Origin of the sequence: Streptomyces sp. NPDC047028, from assembly GCF_040644095.1 — a bacterium.
In the GTDB taxonomy this organism is placed as follows: Bacteria; Actinomycetota; Actinomycetes; order Streptomycetales; family Streptomycetaceae; genus Streptomyces.
In genome coordinates this window covers 40,007-65,149 of sequence record NZ_JBEYVS010000011.1, presented here as the reverse complement: position 1 = coordinate 65,149, position 25,143 = coordinate 40,007, and the positions used below count along the sequence as shown (strand labels likewise).

General features: G+C 72.0%; 17 protein-coding genes and 1 pseudogene. 6 read left to right on the top strand and 12 right to left on the bottom strand.

Annotation, left to right across the window (positions count from 1 at the left end; genetic code table 11):
* Positions 1-27 precede the first annotated feature (27 nt).
* From ABZ854_RS12605 to ABZ854_RS12595, 3 genes are all read right to left on the bottom strand, one after another.
* Complete coding sequence (locus ABZ854_RS12605) at positions 28-1,062, bottom strand: ABC transporter permease (protein ID WP_361208478.1); 1,035 nt, start codon at positions 1,060-1,062, stop codon at positions 28-30.
* Between the two features lie 552 nt (positions 1,063-1,614).
* Positions 1,615-3,522: a translational GTPase TypA gene (gene typA / locus ABZ854_RS12600; protein WP_361208475.1), complete on the bottom strand. Its 1,908-nt coding sequence runs from the start codon at positions 3,520-3,522 to the stop codon at positions 1,615-1,617.
* Between the two features lie 359 nt (positions 3,523-3,881).
* Positions 3,882-6,074 (bottom strand): ABC transporter family substrate-binding protein, encoded by a 2,193-nt coding sequence (locus ABZ854_RS12595; RefSeq protein WP_361208472.1) that lies wholly within the window; start codon positions 6,072-6,074, stop codon positions 3,882-3,884.
* A gap of 340 nt (positions 6,075-6,414) precedes the next feature.
* Here ABZ854_RS12595 and ABZ854_RS12590 point away from each other — a divergent pair, with 340 nt between their 5' ends.
* From ABZ854_RS12590 to ABZ854_RS12575, 4 genes are read left to right on the top strand one after another with little or no spacing between them, the layout of a single operon-like run.
* Positions 6,415-6,705 carry a hypothetical protein gene (locus ABZ854_RS12590; RefSeq protein WP_361208469.1) on the top strand — a complete coding sequence of 97 codons (291 nt, stop codon included), beginning with the start codon at positions 6,415-6,417 and terminating at the stop codon, positions 6,703-6,705.
* A 50-nt stretch (positions 6,706-6,755) separates the two neighbouring features.
* Positions 6,756-7,577, top strand: a complete 822-nt coding sequence (locus ABZ854_RS12585) for a hypothetical protein (protein ID WP_361208466.1) — start codon at positions 6,756-6,758, stop codon at positions 7,575-7,577.
* 18 nt (positions 7,578-7,595) lie between these two features.
* Entirely contained in the window at positions 7,596-9,527 is a 1,932-nt protein-coding gene (locus ABZ854_RS12580; RefSeq protein WP_361208463.1) for a fumarate reductase/succinate dehydrogenase flavoprotein subunit, read from the top strand.
* A complete protein-coding gene (locus ABZ854_RS12575; RefSeq protein ID WP_361208460.1) occupies positions 9,524-10,288 on the top strand; it encodes a succinate dehydrogenase/fumarate reductase iron-sulfur subunit in 765 nt (254 codons plus the stop codon). The genes ABZ854_RS12580 and ABZ854_RS12575 overlap by 4 nt, the downstream gene beginning before the upstream one ends.
* Here the strand turns inward: ABZ854_RS12575 and ABZ854_RS12570 are convergent.
* Entirely contained in the window at positions 10,275-11,438 is a 1,164-nt protein-coding gene (locus tag ABZ854_RS12570; protein ID WP_361208457.1) for a hypothetical protein, read from the bottom strand. The genes ABZ854_RS12575 and ABZ854_RS12570 overlap by 14 nt on opposite strands.
* Positions 11,439-11,516: 78 nt before the next feature.
* Here ABZ854_RS12570 and ABZ854_RS12565 point away from each other — a divergent pair, with 78 nt between their 5' ends.
* Positions 11,517-13,061, top strand: coding sequence for a hypothetical protein (locus ABZ854_RS12565; protein ID WP_361208454.1), 1,545 nt, complete (start codon positions 11,517-11,519; stop codon positions 13,059-13,061).
* Positions 13,062-13,250: 189 nt separating this feature from the next.
* On the opposite strand, the gene ABZ854_RS12560 is transcribed toward ABZ854_RS12565, so the two are convergent.
* The 5 genes from ABZ854_RS12560 to ABZ854_RS12540 all read right to left on the bottom strand — a co-directional run bounded on the left by ABZ854_RS12560 (position 13,251) and on the right by ABZ854_RS12540 (position 18,793).
* Positions 13,251-15,881 carry a SpoIIE family protein phosphatase gene (locus ABZ854_RS12560; protein WP_361208451.1) on the bottom strand — a complete coding sequence of 877 codons (2,631 nt, stop codon included), beginning with the start codon at positions 15,879-15,881 and terminating at the stop codon, positions 13,251-13,253.
* 287 nt (positions 15,882-16,168) lie between these two features.
* Positions 16,169-16,597, bottom strand: coding sequence for an ATP-binding protein (locus tag ABZ854_RS12555; protein WP_361208448.1), 429 nt, complete (start codon positions 16,595-16,597; stop codon positions 16,169-16,171).
* 120 nt (positions 16,598-16,717) lie between these two features.
* A complete protein-coding gene (locus tag ABZ854_RS12550; RefSeq protein WP_361208445.1) occupies positions 16,718-17,128 on the bottom strand; it encodes a (deoxy)nucleoside triphosphate pyrophosphohydrolase in 411 nt (136 codons plus the stop codon).
* 349 nt (positions 17,129-17,477) lie between these two features.
* Positions 17,478-17,669 (bottom strand): SPOR domain-containing protein, encoded by a 192-nt coding sequence (locus ABZ854_RS12545; RefSeq protein ID WP_361208442.1) that lies wholly within the window; start codon positions 17,667-17,669, stop codon positions 17,478-17,480.
* 371 nt (positions 17,670-18,040) lie between these two features.
* Positions 18,041-18,793: a GntR family transcriptional regulator gene (locus tag ABZ854_RS12540; protein ID WP_361208439.1), complete on the bottom strand. Its 753-nt coding sequence runs from the start codon at positions 18,791-18,793 to the stop codon at positions 18,041-18,043.
* A 218-nt stretch (positions 18,794-19,011) separates the two neighbouring features.
* Here ABZ854_RS12540 and ABZ854_RS12535 point away from each other — a divergent pair.
* Positions 19,012-20,206, top strand: a pseudogene (locus ABZ854_RS12535) (serpin family protein).
* An 81-nt stretch (positions 20,207-20,287) separates the two neighbouring features.
* Here the strand turns inward: ABZ854_RS12535 and ABZ854_RS12530 are convergent.
* The 3 genes from ABZ854_RS12530 to ABZ854_RS12520 all read right to left on the bottom strand — a co-directional run bounded on the left by ABZ854_RS12530 (position 20,288) and on the right by ABZ854_RS12520 (position 25,078).
* A complete protein-coding gene (locus ABZ854_RS12530; protein ID WP_361208436.1) occupies positions 20,288-20,926 on the bottom strand; it encodes an RraA family protein in 639 nt (212 codons plus the stop codon).
* An 11-nt stretch (positions 20,927-20,937) separates the two neighbouring features.
* Positions 20,938-23,625, bottom strand: coding sequence for a YCF48-related protein (locus ABZ854_RS12525; protein WP_361208433.1), 2,688 nt, complete (start codon positions 23,623-23,625; stop codon positions 20,938-20,940).
* Between the two features lie 196 nt (positions 23,626-23,821).
* Positions 23,822-25,078 carry an MFS transporter gene (locus ABZ854_RS12520; RefSeq protein WP_361208430.1) on the bottom strand — a complete coding sequence of 419 codons (1,257 nt, stop codon included), beginning with the start codon at positions 25,076-25,078 and terminating at the stop codon, positions 23,822-23,824.
* Positions 25,079-25,143: the final 65 nt, after the last annotated feature.

The following is a 25,143-nucleotide window of genomic DNA, read 5'->3' as shown; positions in this document are numbered from 1 at the left end:
GAGCCGGTCTGCGGTGCAAGTGCCGGGTCAGCGAGCCGACTTGGGGTCGAAGGCATCCCTGACCGAGTCCCCGAGCAGGTTGAACGCGACGATGAAGATGATCATCGAGACGCCGGGGAAGAACATGTAGGTGATGTCGTTCTGCATCACCAGCTCCGTGGAGGCCTTGGAGAACATCTGGCCCCAGTCGGGCGTGGGTTCGACGATGCCCACCCCCAGGAAGGACAGCCCCGCCTCGGCGGTCACGAAGCCGGGCAGCAGGTACGTCGCCTGCACCAGCAGCGGGGTGACCACGTTGGGCAGCATCTCCCTGCGGATGATCCGCCAGGGGGAGGCGCCGCTCACCTTGGCCGCCTCGATGAACTCCCGTTCCCGCAGGGCGAGCGCGGTGCCGCGCAGGATGCGGCCGAGGCCCATCCAGCCGAGGAACCACTGGACGAGGATCAGGGCGACCACCCGGACGTAGGTGGGTGTCTCGTCGCGCGGGCTCACGAAGAGGGAGACCACGACCGGCATGCTCGCGATGAAGAACAGCTGGGCCGGGAAGGCGAGGAGGAAGTCGATGACCCGGCCGATGAAGTAGTCGGTCTTGCCGCCGGCGTAGCCGGCCGTGACGCCCAGCAGGATGGCGGTCACGACGACCGCGATGGTGACGGCGACCGAGATCATCAGCGAGGTGCGGATGCCGTAGATGAGCTTGGTGAAGACGTCGTAACCGTTGCCGGGTTCGAGGCCGAACCAGAACTCGCCGCTGATGCCGCCGTTGGGCTGCACCGGCACACCCGCGCTGTCGAACAGTTCCGGACGCTCGTCGGCGTAGACGGTGTAAGGATTCTTCCCGTAGAGCTTGGCGATGAGCGGTGCGCAGAGCCCGACCAGGAAGAAGAAGCCCACGACGTAGGCCGAGATGACGCCCGTGCGGTCACGTTTGAAGCGCGTCCACATGAGCCGGCCGGGAGACCGGCCTTCGAGCTTGACGTCCTCGGGCTTCGTCTTCGGCTGTGGTTCGCCGTCGACGACGACCGAAGTCCCGCCGCCCTCAATGTCGATAGGACTTGTCACGGTTCATCCGTTTCACAGGTATGAGTGTGAGAGGTGCCCGGGTACTCCGAGTACGCGCGAAATCCCTGTCGGACGCGCGTAGTTGAACGGCCGCACTAAACGGCCGGGCTACTCCTCACCCACCTGGCGTTCGTGACACCGCGCATGGGGGTTCCTCCTCATGACTTCACGTGTTCACCGACAGGAGGGGGTTCGACGTCTGCCCTCCGTCACCCCTGACGGAGGGTCAAACACCCCCTGGTGCTCGTGAGTCGGCGCTGTCCCCACAGCGCGAGACCCATTGACCCGAGCGCTACGCGGCTAACTATCTGCCATGAGCCAGGTGGCGACCACCGGTCGTAGATCTCAATTCAGTCACAGCTGACGCCTGGATCTTCCGAAAAATGGACAAACTGTTCGCCGGGAGAAGGCCACGAAACGGACGTGTTGCCTGACTAGCGGGCCTGGAAGTCCGCATTCCGGACAATGATCGCGTGCCGGGCGCGAAAAACGGGTTGCAAAAAGCCCGGGCACCCCCATCATGGGGGCACCCGGGCTCAGGGGCCTGGTCGATCAGCCGTGCTTGGCGCGGCTCGCGGCGCGGGCGCGCTCGCGGGCGTCCAGGTTCACCTTGCGGATGCGAACGGCCTCCGGGGTCACCTCGACGCACTCGTCGTCGCGGCAGAACTCCAGCGACTGCTCCAGCGACAGCTTGCGCGGCGGCACGATCGACTCCGCCACGTCGGCCGTCGAGGACCGCATGTTGGTGAGCTTCTTCTCCTTGGTGATGTTGACGTCCATGTCGTCGGAGCGGGAGTTCTCTCCGACGATCATGCCCTCGTACACCTCGGTGCCCGGCTCCACGAACAGCACGCCGCGCTCCTGAAGGTTCGTCATCGCGAACGCGGTGACGGCACCGGCGCGGTCGGCGACCAGCGAGCCGTTGTTGCGCGTCGTCAGCGTGCCGAACCAGGGCTCGTGACCCTCGTGGATCGAGTGGCCGATGCCGGTGCCGCGCGTCTGGGTCAGGAACTCGGTCCGGAAACCGATGAGACCGCGCGACGGCACGACGAACTCCATGCGCACCCAGCCCGAGCCGTGGTTGGACATGTTGTCCATCCGACCCTTGCGGACGCCCATGAGCTGGGTGACCGCACCCATGTGCTCCTCGGGCACGTCGATCGTCATGCGCTCGACCGGCTCGTACGTCTTGCCGTCCACGTCCTTGGTGACGACCTGCGGCTTGCCGACCGTCAGCTCGTAGCCCTCCCGGCGCATGGTCTCCACCAGGATGGCAAGCGCCAGCTCACCGCGGCCCTGCACCTCCCAGGCGTCGGGGCGGTCGGTCTCCAGCACGCGCAGCGAGACGTTACCGATCAGCTCGCGGTCGAGGCGGTCCTTGACCTGGCGGGCGGTGACCTTGCGGTCCTTGACGGCGGACTTCGCGTCGGCGCCCTTGCCGGTGCCGCCCCGGCCGACCAGCGGCGAGGTGTTCGTGCCGATCGTCATCGAGATCGCGGGCTCGTCGACCGTGATCAGCGGCAGCGGGACCGGGTTCTCGGTGTCGGCCAGGGTCTCGCCGATCATGATGTCCGGGATACCGGCGACCGCGCAGATGTCACCCGGGCCGGCCTTCTCGGCGGGCTTGCGGGTGAGCGCCTCGGTCATCATCAGCTCGGAGATGCGGACGTTGCTGACGCTGCCGTCCCGCTTGATCCAGGCGACCGTCTGGCCCTTGCGCAGCTCGCCCTGCTCGACGCGGAGCAGCGCGATACGGCCGAGGAAGTTGTCGGCGTCCAGGTTGGTGACGTGCGCCTGGAGCGGAGCGGCCTCGTCGTAGGTGGGGGCCGGGATGTGCTCCAGGATCGTGGAGAAGAACGGCTCCAGGCTGGTGGAGTCGGTCGGCACCGTGCCGTCGTCCGGCTTGGTCAGCGAGGCGACGCCGTCCCGGCCGCAGGCGTAGACGATCGGGAACTCGATCTGCTCCTCGTCCGCGTCCAGGTCCAGGAACAGGTCGTACGTCTCGTTGACGACCTCGTCGATCCGGGAGTCGGGGCGGTCCGTCTTGTTGATGCACAGGATGACGGGCAGGCGCTGCTGGAGCGCCTTGCGCAGCACGAACCGGGTCTGCGGGAGGGGGCCCTCGGAGGCGTCCACCAGCAGCACGACACCGTCGACCATCGACAGGCCGCGCTCGACCTCGCCGCCGAAGTCGGCGTGGCCGGGGGTGTCGATGATGTTGATGGTGATGACATCCCCGCCGTCCTTGGGGTGATACTTCACCGCCGTGTTCTTGGCGAGGATCGTGATGCCCTTCTCACGCTCCAGGTCGTTCGAGTCCATCACCCGGTCGTCGACCTGGTCGAGCTGGTGGGCGGCGAACGCGCCGGCCTGCTTCAGCATGCCGTCGACGATGGTGGTCTTGCCGTGGTCGACGTGGGCGACGATGGCGACGTTGCGGATGTCGTGGCGCGTGGCCATAGTGCGGCGAACTCCCAGAGTGGTGAGGAGGCCCTGCTGAGTACGTCCGTGTGACGCGGGCCTGCCGGGCTGGACACGCCACGGCCTCACCCCATGGTACGGGTCCGCCGCCGCGGGGGCTCGCCGGGTGGGGTCTTCCCAGTTCAGCCCTGTTGTACCGGCACCCGGCGCTGATGGCTGTGCCCACCCTCCCCCACTCTCGGCTTCGCTCGAGCGGGGGACCCCCATCGCCCTGCGGAACGATTGCCCACAGCGGTGGCGAGCACCTGTCAGCGCCGGTCAGCTGCACCCACCCAGGGGCGCGGGGAACTGCGCGAACGGCCCCCACCGGTCCGCACCCGGCGACGAAACCGCACCCTCTACTTCTTTGCCGGGCCGGCGGCCGGAATCTTCGCGCCCTTCTTCAGGAAGCCCATGTCCTCGTACACCGGCGTCTGGAAGCCGAACGCGCCCACGTTGACCAGAGTGGCGCGGGCCGCGACGAGTTGGGGCCGCTGGTAGAGGGGAATCGACCCCGCCTCCGCCCAGATGCGGGAGTCCGCCTTGCGGATCAGGTCCCGCGCCTCGTCCTCGTCCAGCGTCGCCCCCGCCTGTTCGAACAGTTGATCGACCTGGTCGGTGCCGACCCGCGTGTAGTTCTGCCCGATGTTCACCGAGCCGTCGGCCGCCGGCACCGGCTTCGCGAAGATCGGCCGGGCGTCGGTCGCCGGGAACGCGGAGGCCGGCCAGGAGAACAGGGCGAGGTCGTAGTCCCCTGCGGCGATGTGGTCCTTGAAGTAGCTGTCGTCCGGCACCTTGCTGATCGTCGTGCGGATGCCGACCTGCTCCAGCATCGCCGAGATCCGCTCGGCCACCGTGTTCAGCGTCTGCGAGCCCGGTCCGGACGGCAGCACGAACCGCAGGTTCAGCGCCTTGCCGTCCTTGGCGAGCGGCGCGGCCGGGGCGCCGGCCGGGGCCGCGGTGCCCTTCGGGGCGTACGCGCCCGGCGCGCCCCCCTTCTTCAGGTCCCCGGAGTACTGCTTGCCGTCCTGCGCGAGGTGCTTGCCGCCCTCGTCGCCTCGCTCGCCCTCGTCGCCTCGCTCGCCCTTGTCGTCCTCGCCGACGATGTACGTGCCGTCGTCGTCGCCGGACGCCTTGGAGCCCTTCTTGCCGGACGCCTTGGAGTCCTTGTCCTCCGGGCCGGCCGCCTTCTCGCCCTTCTTCTCCTGCTTCACCGGCCCGCCGGACACCCAGCCCGCGTCGGCGAGGAGCGCCGCGGCCTGCTTGGTGTCCTGGTCGCCGAGGGCGTCGCTGTCGTCGGCGTAGTCGTACTGGCCGGACAGCGCGAGGTGGCTGCCGACCGGGACGGCGGGCAGGCCCAGCGGGGTCAGCACCACCTTGGCCAGTTCCTCGCGGTCCAGGGCGCGGGCGACGGCCCGGCGGACCCGCTCGTCGGTGAGGGGTCCCGCGGAGCCGTTGAGGGCGAGCTGGGTGTAGGCGGGCGCCAGCGACTTGCGCACGTCGACCGCGCGCAGCGCGTCCTGCTGCTCGAGGTAGGTGCTGATGGTGTGCCGCAGCTTGTCGGTGCTGTGCGGGATCCTGTCGGAGTCGAAGCCGTGGGCGAGCGCCCAGGAGCGGAGCTTCTTCGCGGAGGTCTTGCCACCTCCCGTCAGCGGGCCCTGGTTGCCCTTCTTCCCGGCGGCGAGGTTGATCCGCTCGGCGTCGGCGGCGTCGATGTCGGCGACGTCCACGGTGCCGTCGGCGAGCGCGGCGGCCCGCTTGTCGCGGGGCACGGCGTGCAGCACGATCTCGGACAGTTTCGGGGCCTCGCCCCACCAGCGCGGGTTGCGGGTGAGGACGACGTCCTTGTCGGCGGTGTCGACCTTGTCCACCTTGAAGGGTCCGGCGGTGACCTTCAGCTTGCGCCGGGCACCGTCGTTGAAGGCGTCCGGGGTGCCCATGACGTCCTTCGGGTACAGCGGGGAGAACAGCGACTTCCAGTCGGCGTAGGGGCGGCTGAAGGTGACCCGGACCTCCAGGGCGCTGGCTCCCTGCTCGATCTTGGAGATGCGGTCGTACCCGGCGTTGCGGGCGGTCCAGTAGGCGCTGTCCTTGCCGGACAGGGCGCGCCACTGGGCGACGAAGTCGGCGGCGCCGATCTCGCGGCCGTCGCTCCACACCGCCTGCTGGTTCAGCTTGTACAGGACGACCTGGCGGGGTTCGGTCTCGATGACCTTGGCGGACTCCAGGTAGTCGGCGTCGCGCACCGGCCGGCCGCTCGCGTCGGTGCGGAACATGGCCGGCAGCACGGCCTGGGCGATCCGGGTGGTGCCGGCGTCGGCGTCGGCCTGGAAGGCGTTGAGGGTCTCCGGTACGGCGTCCACGGCCCACTTCAGCGTGCCGCCGTCGGCGACCAGGTTGCGGGCCGCGGGCACGATGTCCTGGGCGGCGAGCGGCTTGCTCGTCTCCTCGTCGGAGCCGCAGCCGGCGAGCAGGGGCACCGCGAGCGCTCCCGCGGTGAGGAAGGCGACCGAACGCGAGACCGCGCGCAGGCCGACGCCGTCGTGGGACATCTCTGCTACCTCCGGAGAACCGCTTCCGCCGCTGTCATGGGTGGGTTATGTTCACATTTGGCGGTATTTTGGAGTTGATCAGATCTATGGACGGGACCTACTGAAGGGGAAGGGGTTCGTCCGCCGGGCGCGACACGGCGACGGCGGGCCCCGAAGCCACCCGTGCGGCGCAACGCGGCGCACGGACGGAGGGAAGTGGCGCAAGGCGGAGGCACGGGACGGATGTGCGATCCGCCAATCGCTGCACATCCCTTCACAGCGGCAGGTGTGGCGCGCAACACTCGCAGGCGCATGAACGTCGCCACGTAGGGCCGAGAGGTCCGCGGAAATGAGGTACGTCATGTCCGTGCACGACGAACTGACATCGGTCCAGCGCAGTCTCGACGAGCTGTCCCGGTCCGTCAGCCGCCTCGAACAGCAGCTCGGGCGCGGTGGGCTGGAGATGCGCCGCGTCCGCGCCGACGCCGACCGGCTGCGCGAGAGCGTGGCGCTGTTGCGGGACGCGGCCCCGGGCCCGTCCCAGCCCCGGCGCCCCGAACTCGTCACCATCTCCGACACGCCGTACGACATCAGCCTGTGGACGGACTCCGACGACGAGGGTCTCGGCGCCCGCGACCGTCACGCTCCCTGAGCGCTGACCGCAGGCGGCCCCCAACCCCTCGCCCGACCGGAGTCAAAGAGTTGGCCACTGGTACGGAACCCCAACAGAACAGCGGCGGCGTACGGTCCGCGACCCGCGCCGCGATCGACGCACCCCATCTGCGGACCGACCGGTGGTGGCTGGCGCCCGCCGCCACCGCGGCCGGTCTGCTCGCCTTCGTCGTCTACTCGACGTGGCGGGCCTTCGCGAACGCGGACTACTACTCGGCGCCCTACGTGTCGCCGTTCTACTCGCCGTGCCTGGCGGACAACTGCCGGACGATGCACGCGGGCCCGAACTACGACCTGTTCGGGGCGTGGTGGGCGATCTCCCCGGCGATCATCATCCTGATCTTCCCGCTGGGCTTCCGCCTGACCTGCTACTACTACCGCAAGGCCTACTACCGGGGCTTCTGGGCCTCGCCCCCGGCCTGCGCGGTCGCCGAACCGCACGCGAAGTACTCCGGTGAGACCCGCTTCCCGCTGATCCTCCAGAACATCCACCGGTACTTCTTCTACGCCGCGATCCTCGTCGCCGCCGTCCTGACCTACGACACCGTGCTGTCCTTCCGGGACACGCACTACCACTGGGGCCACATGGGCCTCGGCACCGTCGTCTTCCTGGTCAACATCACGCTGATCTGGGCGTACACCATCTCCTGCCACTCCTGCCGGCACATCGTCGGGGGCAAGCTCAAACACTTCTCCAAGCACCCGGTGCGGTACAAGGCCTGGCAGTTCGTGGGGAAGCTCAACGCCCGCCACATGCAGCTGGCCTGGGCGTCGCTGCTGAGCGTGGCGCTCGCCGACTTCTACGTGTACCTGGTGGCGTCCGGTGTCTTCGACGATCCGCGCTTCTTCTAGACGAGTGGGGCTGTACTGATGTCCGTGGTGGACCGGCAGGAGTGGGACGTCGTCGTGGTCGGTGCCGGGGGCGCCGGGCTGCGGGCCGCGATCGAGGCGCGCGAGCGGGGCGCCCGTACGGCGGTGATCTGCAAGTCCCTGTTCGGCAAGGCGCACACGGTGATGGCCGAGGGCGGCATCGCGGCGTCGATGGGCAACGCCAACCCGCACGACAACTGGCAGGTCCACTTCCGCGACACGATGCGCGGCGGGAAGTTCCTCAACCAGTGGCGGATGGCCGAGCTGCACGCCAAGGAGGCCCCCGACCGGGTGTGGGAGCTGGAGACCTGGGGCGCGCTGTTCGACCGTACGAAGGAAGGAAAGATCTCCCAGCGCAACTTCGGCGGCCACGAGTACCCGCGCCTCGCCCATGTGGGTGACCGCACGGGCCTGGAGCTGATCCGCACCCTCCAGCAGAAGATCGTCTCGCTCCAGCAGGAGGACCACCGGGAGACCGGCGACTACGAGTCCCGGCTGAAGGTCTTCCAGGAGTGCACGGTCACCCGGGTCCTCAAGGACGGTTCGCGGGTCTCCGGAGTGTTCGCCTACGAGCGCGAGACCGGCCGCTTCTTCGTCCTGGAGGCCCCCGCCGTGGTCCTCTCCACCGGCGGGATCGGCAAGTCCTTCAAGGTGACGTCGAACTCGTGGGAGTACACCGGCGACGGCCACGCGCTCGCGCTGCTGGCCGGGGCACCGCTGCTGAACATGGAGTTCGTGCAGTTCCACCCGACGGGCATGGTCTGGCCGCCGTCCGTGAAGGGCATCCTCGTCACCGAGTCGGTGCGCGGCGACGGCGGGGTGCTGCGCAACTCCGAGGGCAAGCGGTTCATGTTCGACTACGTCCCGGACGTCTTCAAGGAGCAGTACGCCGAGTCGGAGGACGAGGGCGACCGCTGGTACGACGACCCCGACAACAACCGGCGCCCCCCGGAGCTGCTCCCTCGCGACGAGGTGGCCCGCGCCATCAACGCCGAGGTCAAGGCGGGCCGCGGCTCGCCGCACGGCGGGGTCTTCCTGGACGTGTCCACGCGGATGCCCGCCGAGGTCGTACGGCGCCGGCTGCCGTCCATGTACCACCAGTTCAAGGAGCTGGCGGACGTCGACATCACCGCGGAGCCCATGGAGGTCGGGCCGACCTGCCACTACGTCATGGGCGGCATCGCCGTCGAGTCGGACACGGCCGCCGCGCGCGGGGTGCCCGGCCTGTACGCGGCCGGTGAGGTCGCCGGCGGCATGCACGGCTCCAACCGGCTCGGCGGGAACTCGCTGTCCGACCTGCTGGTCTTCGGGCGCCGGGCCGGCTGGCACGCGGCCGAGTACGCGCAGGGACTGGCGTACGAACGGCCGCCCGTCGACGACGCCCAGGTCAACACGGCCGCCGCGGAGGCCCTGCGCCCCTTCTCGGCGGAGAACGAGGGCGAGGAGGGCCCGCCGGAGAACCCGTACACCCTGCACCAGGAACTCCAGCAGACCATGAACGACCTGGTCGGCATCATCCGCCGCGAGGGCGAGATGGCCGAGGCGCTGGAGCGGCTGGCGGCGCTGCGGGTCCGGGCGCGCCGGGCCGGGGTGGAGGGGCACCGGCAGTTCAACCCCGGCTGGCACCTCTCCCTGGACCTCAGGAACATGCTGCTGGTCAGCGAGTGCGTGGCGCGGGCCGCGCTGGAGCGCACCGAGTCGCGCGGCGGCCACACCCGCGAGGACTTCTCCGCGATGGACCGCGCCTGGCGCAACGTGAACCTGCTGTGCACCCTCACCGATCCCACCGGCGGCCTGGCCGCCACCGACCCGCGCCGGGGCCAGATCACCCTGACCCGCGAGACCACCGATCCCGTCCGCGCCGACCTGCTCGCCCTCTTCGAGAAGGAGGAGCTGGTCAAGTACCTCGCCGAAGAGGAGCTGTACGAATGAGCAGCTACGAGGCCCGCTTCAAGGTGTGGCGGGGCGACGACGAGGGCGGCGGCCTGGAGGACTTCGAGGTCGAGGTGAACGACGGCGAGGTCGTCCTCGACATCATCCACCGGCTCCAGGCCACCCAGGTCCCCGACCTCGCCGTCCGCTGGAACTGCAAGGCCGGCAAGTGCGGTTCGTGTTCGGCGGAGATCAACGGGCGGCCCCGGCTGATGTGCATGACCCGCATGTCGGTGTTCGAGCGCGACGAGACCATCACGGTGACGCCGATGCGCACCTTCCCGGTGATCCGGGATCTGGTGACCGACGTCGGCTTCAACTACTCCAAGGCCCGCGAGATCCCCGCGTTCGTCCCGCCGGCCGGGGTGGGGCCCGGTGAGTACCGGATGATGCAGGAGGACGTGGACCGCCCGCAGGAGTTCCGCAAGTGCATCGAGTGCTACCTGTGCCAGAACGTGTGCCACGTCGTCCGTGACCACGAGGACAACAAGGAGGCCTACGCCGGCCCCCGCTTCCTCATGCGGATCGCCGAACTGGACATGCACCCGCTGGACGCGGCGGCGGACACCGGCCTGGACCGCAGGGCCACCGCCCAGGACGACCACGGGCTCGGCTACTGCAACATCACCAAGTGCTGCACGGAGGTCTGCCCCGAAGGCATCAAGATCACGGACAACGCGCTGATCCCGCTCAAGGAGCGGGTCGCGGACCGCAAGTACGACCCGCTGGTGTGGCTGGGCTCGAAGATCAGGCGCCGCTGACCCAGCCGTCCCGGTAGGCCCGCCAGTCCGCTTCGGTCGCCGCGAAGTCCACGTACAGGGCGACGCCGAAGCGGGCCCGGTCCGCGTCGGTGCGGGACAGGCCGAGGCGTACGCCGCGCACGGCGGCCGGGACGGTCTCCGCGTGACCCCAGTGGCCGAACCGGTTCTCGTGGTAGAAGGGCAGGCCCATCAGCAGGTCGGTGCTCTTCGGGGTGACCTCCAGGGCGAGGCTGGTCTGCTCGGCGACGTACCCGCCGTAGAGGCTCTGCAGCGGCTGCATGGTGTCGTACGACATCACCGCGATCTGGTCGACCCTGCGGGCCACCTGCCCGAAGTAGGCCTGCGACCACCACTTGGGATGGCCGGTCGTCGTGCCCCAGAAGGAGTGGAAGGCGGGCAGCGGGTCGATCTGGTGGGCGGCGACGGAGAGGAGGGCGTGCCGGGAGTGGGTGAGGGCGTGCAGGCGGTCGAGGAGGTTCAGGTAGTTCCGGTCGCCTGAGTGCAGGGGCTCCAGGTCGAAGTGGGTGCCCTGGAAGCCGGCGTCGAGGATGTCCTTCGCCGAGGCGACGATCGCGTCCCTTGTGGCCTCGCGCTCCAGGTGCATGCCGTCGGGGCTCTCGGTGGCGAGGACGTCGCCGAGCCAGGCCTGGACCCTGATGCCGGGGAGTTCGCGGTGCAGGGTCTCTATCAGCCATGGCGCCTTCCGGTACGCCTGCTGCGGGAGCGTTCCGTCGTGTTCGAGGGGGCCCGCGTGGACGTACAGGTCCTTGATTCCGGTGGTTCTCAGGCGGCCCGCGAGCTTCTTGACGTCCTTGTCGGTCTTCCGGCCGTCCACCCAGGCGTGGCCCAGCCAGAGGGCGTCGCGGTGGCGGGTGTGTGTGCCGGGTCTCGGGTCGCCGGTGTAGTTGAGGCGGAGGGCGGTTTCGGCGGTGAGGAGGGGGAGGAGGAGAGCCAGGAGGGCGGCGAGGAGGGTACGGCGCGTTCGGCGCGGCCAGTGCCGGGTGCGTGTCGCCTCCGCTTCGCCTTCGGCTCGTTCTTCGTTCCCGCCCGCTCCACCCGTGCCACTTTCGTCGTCGGGTGCGGGTGGTCCCGGTGGGGACTGCTCGCCGTCGGCGGGTGCGGGTGGGTGGGGAGGCCTTTCGTTGTCCATTGCGTCTCCCTTTGCTGCGTCCCCCGGGCGTATCCGTCCCGGTCGCGGTGGCGTCTGGCTGGTCATACGCTCCGGAATGTGACGTCCTCCCAGTTCCGGGGCCGGTCCCGGTGTGCCGCACTGGGTGTCGTCGTCGGAGCCGGGTGGCTGGTGTTGCCGGTGATGACGATCAGCGCCCAAGATCCGGTTCCCGTCGCCGCGGCGGGGCCGGTCGCCGGTGCGGCCGCACCGCGGCAGGACGAGACGTCCGGTACCGACTACGTCCTGCCTGTCGCCGTGGTCGCCGCGGCCGGCGTGCTGGCCGGATACGGCTACCTGAGGCGCACCCGGCGGGCCCGGACCCGGACGACCCCCGGGCTCGTGTCCGCGCGGCCCGCCACCCCCACCCCCGCCGAGTCCGAACGGCAGGCCCGGGCCGCGCTGGTCCTCGCCGACGACTGCGTGCGCACCAGCCGGGAGGAACTGTCCTTCGTGGCCGAGCGGTTCGGCGAGGCGGACACCGAGCCGTACCGGCACGCCCTCGGGAGCGCCGGGACCGAGCTGTCGGCCGCGTTCGCGATATGGCGGCGCTACGAGGAGGGCACACCCGAGGACCCGGCGGCCCGGCGGCAGGCGCTGGTGGGTGTCGTCGGGCGGTGTGCGGAGGCGGGGCGGCTGCTGGACGCGGAGGCGGACGGTCTCGACCGGCTCCGGGGGCTGGTGGAGGACGTGGGGGCGGCACTGGAGGTCTGCGAGGGGCGGTTCAGGGAGCTGACCGTGCGGACGGCACGCGCACGGGAGACCGAGGCGGAGCTGCGTGGACGATTCAAGCCCTCGGGTGTCGCCGCCGTCACCGGGTACGTCGAACAGGCCCAGGACCGGCTGGTGTTCGCCACCACCCACCTCAACGCCGCCCGGCAGAGCACCGATTCCGGTGACTTCCGGCGCGCGGCCCGGGATCTGCGCGCCGCGGAGGGCGCTGTCGCGCAGGCCGGGGTGCTCGTCGGCGGGGTGGAGCGGCTCGCGGCCGAGCTGCGAGAGGCGGCCGCACTGGTGCCGGCGGCACTGACGGGCGGGGAGGCGGCGATCGCTGCGGCGCGGAAGGGGGGTGCGCCGGCGTCCCTGGCGCCGGGTGAGCTGCACGCCCGGCTCGCCCGCGCCGACGGCGTGCTGGGTGCCGTACGGGAGGAGCTGACCGGGGGGCCGTACGACCCGCTGGACGCGCTGCGCCGGATCGCGCGGGCGGTCGAACGGCTGGAGACAGGGGCGTCCGGGGTGGTGGAGGCGGCGGCGCTGCTGGTGGCACGGAGTGCGGTCGCGGGGGCGGAGGAGTTCGTCACGGTGCATCGGGGGCCGGTGGACGCGGAGGCGCGGGCGCTGCTCGCGGAGGCGGCGCGGGGGGTCGGGGCCGGCCGGGCTGACGAGGCTGACGTTCTCGCACGTCGGGCGCGGGAGCTGGCCGAGCGGGACGTGCGGGCCCACGGGAACCCGTATGCCGGGGGCGGGGCGGACTCCGTCGGGATCGGTGGGGCCGTACTGGGCGGGGTCCTTCTGGCCGAGGATCCCTGCGGGGGGCCGCCGGCGAGTTTCGGTGGGCCGGGGACTCGTGGGCGCCGCGGGGTCACTGAGCCTCCGGGGGCCTAGCGTCGTCCGTTCGGATGCCGCGCCGTCGTGGCCGGTCGCGCCCACGCGGCGGAGCCGCACATAGACACAGCCCCGCGCCCCTACCGGGGCCCGCAGCGTCCTCGTTCGGATGCCGCGCCGTCGTGGCCGGTCGCGCCCACGCGGCGGAGCCGCACATAGACACAGCCCCGCGCCCCTTCGGGGCGCTGGTCAGAACAGGCTCAGCAACGCCTCCGCCGGGTCTGTCAGGGTGGTTTCTGCTCCGGGGAGGGGGAGTTCGAACCAGACTGTTTTGCCTCGGGGGGTGCGGCGGGAGCCCCACGCGGCGCTGAGGAGGCCGACGAGTTGGAGGCCGCGGCCGCCCTCGTCGGTGTCGCGGGCGCGGCGGCGGCGGGGCTGGACCAGGCCGGAGTCCCAGACCTCGCAGACCAGGGTGCGGTCGAGGAGGAGACGGAGTCTGATCTCACCCTCGCCGTAGCGCAGGGCGTTGGTGACCAGTTCGCTGACGAGGAGTTCCGTCGTGTCGACGAGGGGCTCCAGGTCCCAGTCGAGGAGTTGTGCGCGGGCGTACTCGCGGGCGCGGCCCACGCTGCGCGGTTCGCGCGGCAGCGTCCAGTCGCCGACGGACTCGGCGGGCAGACCCTGGACGCGGGCCATCAGGAGGGCGATGTCGTCCTCGCCGTGGTGGGTGTCGAGGGTGCTGAGGACGTGGTCGCAGACGTCCTCCAGGTCGCGGTGGGTGGCCGTGCGCGACGGTGACGCCGGGGTCGAGGGGTGGGCGGGGTCGGTGAGCGCCCCCACGAACGCCTGGAGGCCCTCGTCCAGGGGGTGGTCGCGGGACTCGACCAGGCCGTCGGTGTAGAGGGCGAGGAGGGCGCCCTCGGGGAGTTCGACCTCCACCTCCTCGAAGGGTTCGCCGCCGACACCGAGCGGCATCCCGGGCGGCACGTCGAGCATGAGCGCGGCCTCGCCGGGTTCGACCAGGACGGGCGGCAGGTGGCCCGCGTTGGCGAAGGTGCACCGCCGGGTCACCGAGTCGTAGACGGCGTACACGCACGTCGCCAGGTAGACCTCGGACAGGTCTGCGTCGCGGGGCTGGCGGGCGGTGCGGGTGGCCTGCTGGACGCCGCCGGGGGTGCCGAGGCCGCGGGCGATCTCGTCCAGCGCGGAGAGTACCTCCGCCGGTTCGAGGTCCAGCAGGGCCAGGGTGCGTACGGCCGTGCGGAGTTCGCCCATGGCGACGGCCGCGCGCAGGCCGCGGCCCATCACGTCGCCGACGACGAGGGCGGTGCGGTGGCCGGGGAGTTCGATGACGTCGAACCAGTCGCCGCCGACCTCGGTGGCCGCGTTGCCGGGGAGGTAGCGGCAGGCGATGTCCAGGCCGGAGGCCTCGGGGTCGCCGGGCGGCAGCAGGGACCGTTGCAGTATCAACGCCCGTTCGTGCTCGCGGCGGTACAGGCGCGCGTTGTCGATGCAGACGGCGGCGCGCGCGGCCAGTTCGACGGCGAGGTCCCGGTCGCGGTCCCCGAACGGTTCGCTGCCCTTGGTCCGGGAGAACTGGGCGAGTCCCACGACGGTGTCGTGGGCGACCATCGGCACGGCCAGCGTGGACTGCACGAGCCCGCCCTCCTCGGCGGGGATGCGCTGCGGGCGTGCGGTGCGCAGGGCGTCCGCGCAGGGCGAGTTGAAGGGGTAGTGGTGGACGGCGCCGACCCTGACCGGTTCCCCGGAGGCGCTGAAGGGCGCGTCGGAGACGGCGCTGGCGAAGGCGACCCGGCGCAGTTCCGCGCTGCCGTCGGCGCGGCCGGGCGGGTTCTCGTCGCCGGCCAGCAGTCCCTGGTAGAGGTCGACGGTGGCGAGGTCGCAGAAGCCGGGGACGACGACGTCGAGGAGTTCCCGGGCGGTGGTCTCCAGGTCGAGGGAGTTGCCGATGCGGGCGCCGGCGTCGTTCAGCAGGGCGAGGTTGCGGCGGGCGGCGGCGGCCTCGCGGGCGGCGGCGCGGCGGGCGGTGATGTCGGTGCCGAGCCAGGCGATGCCGATGGGCCGGCCGCTGCCGCTGTGCACGCGGTAGAGGTTGACGGACCAGTGCCGGCGTTCGTCGGAGCCCGGGACGTGCCCGGTGACGTGCATGTCAGTGATGGAGTCGCCGGTGTCCAGCACCCGCCGTAGCGTGGCCGAAACCCGCTCGGCCTCGGGGCGCGGCAGGTAGTCGTGAACTCCCTTGCCGCGGTGGTCGTCGGGGGTTCCGCCGAAGGTGGAGGCGAACCGCATGTTGGCGCGGCGCACCCGCAGGTCCGGGTCGATCAGCAGGAAGCCGAACGGTGATTGGCCGAATATGGCCTGTGAGGCGGCGAGGTCAGTCTCGATGCTGCGCAGGGTGCGGACGTCGACGACGATGCAGACGGCGGCCTTCTCGCCCTCCACGGTCCGGGTCGGCATGACGTAGACCTCGGCGAGCCCTTCCTCGCCGCGCTGCCCGTCGGGCCGGTCCGGCATCCGGAACGGGACGACTCCGGTCCACTCCCGGCCGTCGAGGATCTCGGCCATCTTGCGCTGGCCGCGCTCGCGCAGGTCGGGATCGATGAACGCCTCTATGGGGTCCGTGCCGACGGCGCGTTCGGCGGGGATGCCGAAGAGCTGCTCGGCGCGCAGGCTCCACTGCTCGACGAGGCCGTCGGAGCCGATCGCGAACGAGGCGACCTTGATGTAGTCGTAGATCGAGCCGGGCGGACTGCTCTGCCACATGGCTTCGCCGGGTGCCGCGGCAGCCTCCGCGGCCCGCGTCCTCGCGCCGTCCGACGGGTCCTCGGACTCCGTGGCCTTCGCTGGTATCTCGCTCACGCGAACCGTCCCCTCCAGCTCACCGCGTCCGGTACCGGTCACCGAAAGGCGGCTGCCCGCAGTATCCAGCACTACGGGGCCGCACGACACGGTGTTCACGATCACAGCTCGGTCCAGGCTTTTTTCGGACCGTGCCGCGACAACACTTCCAGTCTTCTAACCAGGGAACACGCCCTCGAATCTCCTACGGGGTCCCTGTTGTGGACCTTGTTGCCGGCCCGGTGCGCGCCGGGGACGGTCCGCGGACGTCCGTGACAGCGCGCCGGGGCCGGGAGGGCGGCCCTTTCTCACTCCGGGACCGCCAGCTCGAACCACACGGTCTTGCCGTTCGTGCCGGGCCGGGTGCCCCAGCTTTGGGAGGCGCCGGCGACCAGTTGCAGGCCGCGCCCGCCCTCGTCCTCGGGGCGGGCGACGCGTTCGCGCGGCGGGTCGGGAAGCGGGTCGGAGACCTCCACGCGCAGGGCGTCGGCGAGTGCGGCGGGGCGGACCAGCCGTACGCCGATGGGCCCGGTGGCGTGCCGCAGGGAGTTGGTCACCAGCTCGCTGACCAGCAGGGCCGTCAGATCGGCGAGGCCGTCGAGGTCCCAGCCGCGCAGTTGGTCGCGGACGGCGACCCGGGCGGAGCGCACGGCACCCGGTTCCGCGGGGAACGTCCACTCGGCGCAGTCGCCTTCGGTGTCGATCACGCCGATCACTTCCCTGGCCGGCCGGCCCACCCATGTCCGTTTTCATGGGATTAATGGGCACATACCCGATATCCGGGGCGCAGTACCGCGCGAAGGGGCACACTGTGGCGCGAACGGCGTACGACTGGTTCGGCACCCGCCGGGGTGCGCTCAGTACGCCTGCGCGGCGAGGCGGGCGGCGACCTCGCGGACGGCCGGGACGTCCTGGTCGAGCCAGGGCACGTCCCAGAGTTGGGCGGGGTTGAGCCAGCGCAGTTCGTCGTGGTCCTGGAGGGGGCGGGGCGCCTCGGACCCGGGGAGCAGCCGGACGATCCAGACCTGAAGGACGTACGGCGGCTTCAGCGGCCACTCCCCCGGCACACGCTCGACGGCTTCCGTCTCGACGCCGAGTTCCTCCCGGAGTTCGCGTACGACCGCGTCCTCGGTCCGCTCACCGGCCTCGACCTTGCCGCCCGGCAACTCCCAGCGTCCGGCCAGTTCGGGGGGCGCGCTGCGGCGCGCGGCGAGCAGGCGGCCGGCGTCGAGCAGGGCGGCTCCCACCACCACGATCCGTTCCGTCATGAGGCGGAGCCTACGGCAGCGCCGCACACCGCAGTTGCGCCCACAACCCGGACACCCGCGCCCGGGCCACCGACATCGCCCGGGTCACCGAGCGGCCCCGTCCCGCCTCCGGGTCCGGGCGGGGCGCGACGGTCAGCAGCGGTTCCGATCGCGTCCCCGTGCCGGCCCGATGGGCAGCGCCGGCCCCGATTCCGGGTCCGAGTCCGGGCGCTGTCGGATCGGATGGCGGCACCGGCGTCCGTTCCCGGCGTGATCGGTCGTCGGCCGCCTTCCGGCTGCCGGTCCCTTCCGGCTGCCGACCCCTTCCGGCTGCCGGTGCGTCCCGGCTGCCGGTCCGTTCCGCCGGCGGTCAGTTTCGGCTGCCGTCTCCGTTGTGGGTGATTCGCTCGACCCAGTAGAGCTGCTTGTGGCCCCGGTCGTCGAGGCTGTCGGCGATTCTCTGGGCCTCGGCGCGTGTCGCGTACCGGCCGACCCGGTAGCGGTTGCCGTTGTCGTCCTGCCGTATCACGAGCCAGGGCAGCGAGACCGTGCCCTCACTCATCGCCCCCACCGTTCCTTCTCGCACCGCCCCACCCTCCCCCGGGCCCCCGCCCCGTCCGGCCTAAGGAAACCCCAATCCGCATATGCCCGAGCGTACGCCCAACCTTTACGGAGCGAATACGCCTTTTCACAAAGAGGTACGCAACCAGCCAGAACAGTGGGGGCGCACGTGACCGAATGCGCCGTCTCCCACCCCGCTGCCTTCAGCGGAGGCGTGACGGAGGGACGGCGGGTCACCTGCGAGAACGGCTGGATTCCAGCGGCCCGGCGGGACGCCGGACAGGGTCGCGCACGGGTGCGGCGAAGAAGGGGGTGCGCGGTGTGTGCGCTACCTCACGCGGGTGACCCGGTTCCGGTCGGCCCGCGCGGCGCTCACTTGACGGGCAGGTGGTACGCCACCCGGTACCGGTCGGCCGGGATCACCACGTCGGCCGCCTCGACGGGACGTCCGGAGGCGAAGTAGGTCCGCTGGATCACCAGGACCACGTGTCCGGGGACGCCTCCCAGCAGGTGGAGTTCCTCGGCGAGGCCGGGACGGGCGCCGACCTCCTCGGTGACGTTGTCCACGATGACATCGATGGCGCGCATGCGTTCGACGACACCCATGCCGCCGAGCGGCCCCTCCTCGGGCAGCATCACCGGGGTGCGGCCGGTGACGGCGAGCGGCTCCCATGAGGTGGAGAGCATCATCGGCTCACCCGCCTCGCGGAAGACGTACTTGGTGCGCATGACCCGGTCGCCTGGTCTGATGCCCAGCCGGTCGGCCAGGGCGACCCCGGCCTCGGCCTGCTCACTGCTGGACTCCCAGGTGCCCCGCACCCCGGCGTCGGCCTGCTCCTGACGGAACGGCGTGGCTCCGGCGGCCGGCCGGTATCCGGAGCGGGCAACCCGCCTGGGCACGGGCCGCTCGCGCACATAGGTGCCCGACCCCGAACGGCCCTCGACCAGCCCCTCGGCCATCAGCACCTTGCGCGCCTCCAGCGCGACGGTGTCCGAGACGCCGTACTCCTCGCGGATGCGGGCCTGCGAGGGGAGGCGCGTGTGGGGCGGCAGTGAACCGTCGACGATCTTCTTGCGGAGATCACCCGCGACGCGCAGGTACGCCGGCTGCTCACCGAATGTCACGGGCCGCTCCCATCAGGTTGTACAGACAGCAACAGCGTGGCAACCGTGGGTTGGCCATGCAAGCAAAGGCCAGAGAATCACTCGATGTGATGACATGCGCCCCCGGAGGGCTTTACGCAGGCACTTCTTTCCGCTTATAGCCGCGATCACACCTCCATTACGCCGCCCGCCCCGGCCCGGCCGCCGGTACCGTGTCCCTCCGGGGAACGGGGGGCGGAATGCGGGTGGGGACAGCCACGGTCCGGGCGGTCAACGGACTCACGGCGCGCTGGGCGGCGACCGCGGGCGACGGCGGCACGGTGTTCTCGGCGGCCGGTGTGTGGCCGCTGCTGGGATTCCTCGCGGACGGCGCTGCGGGCCCGGCGCGCGCGGAGCTGGCGGAGGCACTGGGCATGCCAGCGGACCGGGCGGCCGACGCGGCACGGGAGTTGCTCGCCGGGCTGGGGGCGACGCGCGGTCTTCACAGCGCCGTGGGCCTGTGGACCAGGAGGACCCTGGAACTGCGCGAGGCCTGGTCGGCGGGGCTCCCGGCCGACGCGCACGGCGTGCTCACCGGCAACGAGACGGCGGACCGGCGGGCCCTGGACGCCTGGGCGAAGACCCGTACCGGCGGGCTGATCGAGCGGATGCCGGTGCGGTCGACGGAGAAACGTCGACCTAATCCTCGCGAACGCGCTGGCGCTGCGCACGCGGTGGCAGAGCCCGTTCGACGAGGTCGCGCTCGACACGGCGTACGAGCCCTGGGCCACCACGGAGCGGCAGGGCCTGCGGCGCCGTTCCGCCGTACTGGACCGGATCGGCGTGGCCGGCACCCCGCAGGGCCACGTCACCGAACTGAAGGTGCTCGGCGACAACGCCCTCGACGTCCATCTGCTGCTCGGCGAGGAGGGGATGACACCGGGCCAGGTGCTGGGGGCGGGAGTCGGCGTCCTCGCGGGCGCGCACCCGGTCGTGTCCGGCCCGCTGCTCCCCCAAGGCGAGGTGGGACCGGGAATCACGGTGCGCAGGGGGCGCAGTACGACCCCGGACCCGCCCCTGCTCGACGTGACGACGGTGGCGTACGACATGACGGCGCGCCACGATCTGCTGGCGCTGCACGGGTTGTTCGGGCTGACCACGGCACGGGACGACAGCCGCGGCCACTTCCCCGGCGTCAGCGCGTCTCCGGCGGCCGTCGGGGCGGCCGAGCAGGCGGCCATGGCCCGGTTCGGGACGCTGGGCTTCCGGGCGGCGGCGGTGACGGCGTTCGCCGCGGTCCCCGGCGGCATGCCTCCTCCCGTCCGCTACCTCACCACCACGGTCGAGGCCCGTTTCGACCGGCCATTCGGCTTCCTCGCCCTGGAGCGCCACTCTCGGCTGGTGCTGGCGGCCGGCTGGGTGACGGATCCGCTGCCGCTGCGCGCGGAGCCGTAACGAGGCTTCCCCACGCCCTATCCACGCCCCCGCCCCGCCGTCCGGTGACGTGGGGGCAGGGGCGCGGCGCGGGCGGGCCTCTCAGCCCTCGAAGCCCTGGTCGCGAAGGATCTTGTCGATGCGGATGCGGTGGGCCTCTTCCCAGGCGTCGAGGCTCTCGCCGGCCTCCTTGGCCAGCTTGGCCCGGGCCGCATCCATGACCTCCGCCGCGCGCTGCGCGGGAACGGCCACGACGCCCTCCTCGTCGGCGACCACGATGTCACCGGCGTTCACCGCCACCCCGCCGCAGCGGACCTCGGTGTTGAGCGGTTCGACCGCCTTCTTGCCGCCCGGGATGGGGATCACACCGCGCGCGAAGACGGGGAAGGCCATCTCGCGGACCTCGCCGAGGTCGCGGATCAGACCGTCCGCGACGAAGCCCACGACGCCCCGGCGCCGCGCGACCGCGCACACGTTGCCGCCGGCCAGCGCGTGGTCCAGGTCGCCCGACTCGACGACGATGACCGAGCCCGGCGCGGCGCGGTGGATGGCCGCGTGCAGCATGAGGTTGTCGCCCACCGGGCACCGCACGGTGAACGCCGGTCCGGCGATGCGGGGCACCGGCTGCCACAGCGGGCGGATGCCGATGTCCATGACCTTCTCGCGGCCCAGGACGTCGGCGAGGGTGGTGGTCGGGATGTCCGCGAATTCGAGGTCGGCGGCTTCGTTGACGTCTGCCATGTCTCCCCTGTTCATCGTTGCTGTCGCTGCGGACGCGCGGCCGCGTCCTTCTCCGGGCTGTAGAAGTGCTGTTCCCAGGTGGCCCCGCCGTCCGGCGTCGACAGTACTGTGCCCTCGTCGCCGACGATCCACGTGCGCAGCGGGGAGGCGACGTGCACGGCCCACAGGGACATGCCCGAGCCGGTGGTGCCGGTGCGCCAGGTCTCGCCGCCGTCGTCGGTGAGCAGCACGGTGTCGCTGCGGCCCACGGCCCGTCCGGTGCGGCCGTCGGGTGAGAAGTGCACGGCGTTGAGGCTCTGGACGGTGCCGGTGGTCCGGCGGCGCCAGGTGCGGCCGGCGTCGTGGCTGCCGAGGACGGTGCCGTCGTCGCCGACGGCCCAGCAGGTGTGCCCGTCGAGGACGCACAGGCCGATGAGGTCGGCGGTGGTTCCGCTGTCCTGCGGCCGCCAGGTGCGGCCGGCGTCGTCGGTGGTGAGGACGGTGCCGCCCGCGCCCACCGTCCAGCCGGTGCGGTCGTCGGCGAACTGCACGGCCCACAGGGCGGCTTCGCCCGGTCCGCCGGCCTGGGGGCGCCAGGTCTGCCCGCCGTCGCCGGTGTGCAGGATCGTGCCCTGGTCGCCGACGACCCAGCCGGTGCGGCCGTCCGGGCGGACGTGCACCGACAGCAGGTCCTTGATGGTGTCCGTCCGCTGGGTCCGCCAGGTGGCGCCCGCGTCCCGGGTGGCCAGCACGGTGCCGCCGCGTCCGGCCACCCAGGCCCGGTCGGGGTCCGGTGCCGCGATGCCGTACAGGTTGGTGGCGACGCCCGGGGGCCGCGGGGTCCACCGTCCGCTCGCGCGGCAGGAGAGGACCGTACCGCCGTCGCCGACGATCCAGCCGCCGCTCGCGTCGGGGAAGACGTGCACGCCGTAGAGGTTCTTGCCGGTGCCGGAGACGTGCGCCCGCCAGGTCCGCCCGGCGTCCTCGCTGCCGAGGACCAGTCCGCCGTCGCCGACGGCCGTGACGCCCTTGCCGTCGGGTGCGGCCCACACGCCCTTGAGGTTGTTGGCGACGGCGGCGTCCTGGGTGTGCCAGGTGGCGCCGGAGTCGGAGGTGGCGAGGACGGTGCCCGAGTCGCCCACCGCCCAGCCGTGTTCGCCGGACGCGGTGAAGGCGACGCCCCACAGCACGGTGTCCGTGCCGCCGGCACGGCGTTCCCAGGTGGCGCCGCCGTCGTGCGTGACCAGGAGCGTGCCGGCGCGGCCCGACGCCCAGGCCGTCGCCGCGTCCACGGCGTGCACGCCGGTCAGGGTGGGCGTGCCGGCCGGGGTGTCGCACAGCCGCCAGGTGGTGCCGCCGTCGGCCGTGGCGAGGACGGTGCCGGACTCCCCCACCGCCCACGCGTGCCGCCCGTCGGCCGTGCCGTGCACGGCGTGCAGGTGAGCCGTGGCCGGGGTGTCCCGAAGCTGCCAGGTCAGGCCCTCGTCGGCCGTGACGAGAACGGTGCCGGACTCGCCCACCGCCCAGCCGGCCGGTCCGGCGAGGTGGACGGCGTGCAGCGCGGCGCCGGTCGGGACGTCCCGGCGCTGCCAGGTCGCGCCGCCGTCGGCGGTGGCGAGGACGGTGCCGGACTCGCCCACCGCCCAGGCGCGCAGCCCGTCGTCGAGGCCGTGCACGGCCCACAACAGGCAGGCGGCATCCGCGGGGCCGGCGGCGGTGCCGCTCTGCCAGGAGGCGCCGCCGTCGGTCGTCACGGCCACGGTGCCGTCCTGGCCGGTCACCCAGCGGACCGGGCCCGCGCCGTGCACGCCGACCAGGTCCTTGTGCATGCCGTTGAGCTGCGGGTGCCAGCTGCGGCCGCCGTCCTCGGTGGCCAGGACGAGGCCGTCGTCGCCGGCGGCCCAGCCGCGCAGCGCGTCCGGGGTGAAGGCGAGCGTGACGACGTCCTTGCCGGTGCCGCTGCTCTGCGGCGCGAAGGTGCGGCCGCCGTCCTCCGAGGCGAGGATCATGCCGTCGTCGCCGGAGACGCGTACCGTGCGCCCGTCGGGTGCCGCCCAGAGGCCGTAGACGTCCAGTTCGGTGCCGCTGTCACCGTGGTTCCAGGTGGTGCCGCCGTCGGTGCTCCACAGCACGGTGCCGCCGCGTCCCACGGCCCAGCACAGGTCGCGGGTGAGCGCGAAGACACCGCGCAGGTCGGCGTCGGTGCCGGTGTGCTGCGGCGTCCAGGTGGCGCCGCCGTCGGTGGTCGCGAGGACGTGGCCCTTCTTGCCGGCGATCCAGGCCGCATCGTCGCCCAGGGCGAAGCAGCGCGTGAAGTGCGCGCCGGCCGGGGCGGTCTGCGGCCGCCAGCTAACCCCGCCGTCGCGCGAGACGAGGACGGTGCCGCCGTCGCCGACGGCCCAGCCCGTGCGTCCGGACGGGGCGAACGCGATGCCGTAGAGGTTGCGTTCGGTGCCGGAGTCCTGGCCGTGCCAGTGCGCGCCGCCGTCGTCGGTGCGCAGGATCGTGCCGTCGCGTCCGGCCACCCAGCCGCGCCGGGTGTCGGCGAAGGCGACCGCCCGCAGGTCCTTGTCGGTGTCCCCCTGGGGAGTCCAGCGGGTGCCGCCGTCGCGCGTGGCCAGGATCATGCCGCCGTCGCCGACGGCCCAGGCGTGCGCCCGGCCCACCCGGCAGACGCCCTGGAGGTTCACACTGCGCGGTGCGACGTTCCACATGGTCATGACGCAGCTGCCCACCTTTCGCACGTGGTGCTCGGAAGTCGTACGTCGTACTGGGAGTTCGTACGTCGTACGCGGAGTCGGTACGTCGTACTGGGAGTTCGTACGCCGTACGCGGAGTCGGTACGTCGTGCTCGGAATTCGTACGGCGTGCCCGCCGACGGAGTGGCGAGCGGTCCCCGGCGCCGGCGCGGGCCGCTCAGCCGGCCGGGGTCACCTCGCCGGCCGTGCTCCCGGCACCCTCGCCCTCGCCCTCGCCCGCGGCGGCGCGGGTGCGCAGGCCGCGGGAGACGACGGCCGGCATGGCCGCACCCAGGAGGGCGAACGCCCCGGCCAGCACGACCCAGCCGAGCGCCCCGTGGTCGAGGACCAGCCAGGTGAAGACGGCCGGCGCGATCATCTTGCCGATGTCGGCGCCCATGGCGTGGGTGGCCTGGTACTGGCCCTGGGCGTGGTCCGGGGCCAGCTCGAACGCGATGCCCCAGCTGCCCGCCGCCTGCCGCACCTCGCCCAGCGCGTGCCCGACGGCGCCCACCACCAGCAGCAGGCAGGCCGGCAGCAGGGCCGCCCCGTCGCTCAGCGCGAACACCAGGCAGGCGCCGGCCACGCAGCCCGCGCCCTGGAGGCTCACCCGGGCGGCCGACCGCGGATCGTCCGCGCCCCGGGCCGCCCAGGTCTGCACGGTCACCACCAGGATGGTGTTGACCAGCAGGATCACCGCGCTCATCCAGCGCGGCGCGCCCGTGTGCCGCAGCACCCACAGCGGCAGCACCACGTCGAGCAGGATGGCGTGCGTGGTCAGCAGCCCGTCCAGCGCGGCGAAGCTGAGGAACGGCACGTCCCGCAGGACCCCGAGGGCGGGGCCCGCCGAGGCCGGGACCGGCGGCACGGCCGGCTCCTTCATGGTGAGCAGGCCGGTGATCAGGAAGGTGAGCGCGATGAAGCCCACGGCCCCCTGGTAGGCCACGCGGGAGCCCACGGCGAGGACGAGGCCGGCCAGGCACGCGCCGACCGACACGCTCGCGTTGGAGGCGGCCCGGATCTGGGCGAGCACGGTGACCCGGTTCGCCGACGGGATGAGGCCGGCCAGCATGGCCTTGCGGGCGCTGCGGCCGGACCGGTAGGCGATGCCCTGCAGGGAGACGACGACCAGATATGGCCAGAAGTCGGTGGCGAACAGCAGCGCGCAGGTCAGTACGGTCAGCACCAGGAACGACCACATCTGGACCGTGCGCGGGCCGGCCCGGTCGGCCAGGTGCCCGAGCGGGATGCTGCACAGCAGGACGATCGCGGCGGCGACGCTCACACTGATGCCGAGCTGCCCCGTCGTCAGGTGCAGCACGGTGACGGCGTAGATCGCGCTGAGCGCCATCCACAGCCCCTGACCCAGTGTCATCACCATCGTGATGACCGCGAGGAGTCGCGCGGGGCCGGGCGGCGGCAGGAGGGATCTCATCGTGGGGGCACTCCTCGCTGGTTCGTCCCGGCGAGGCTAGGTCACCCGGTCCCGGCGGGGCGGTC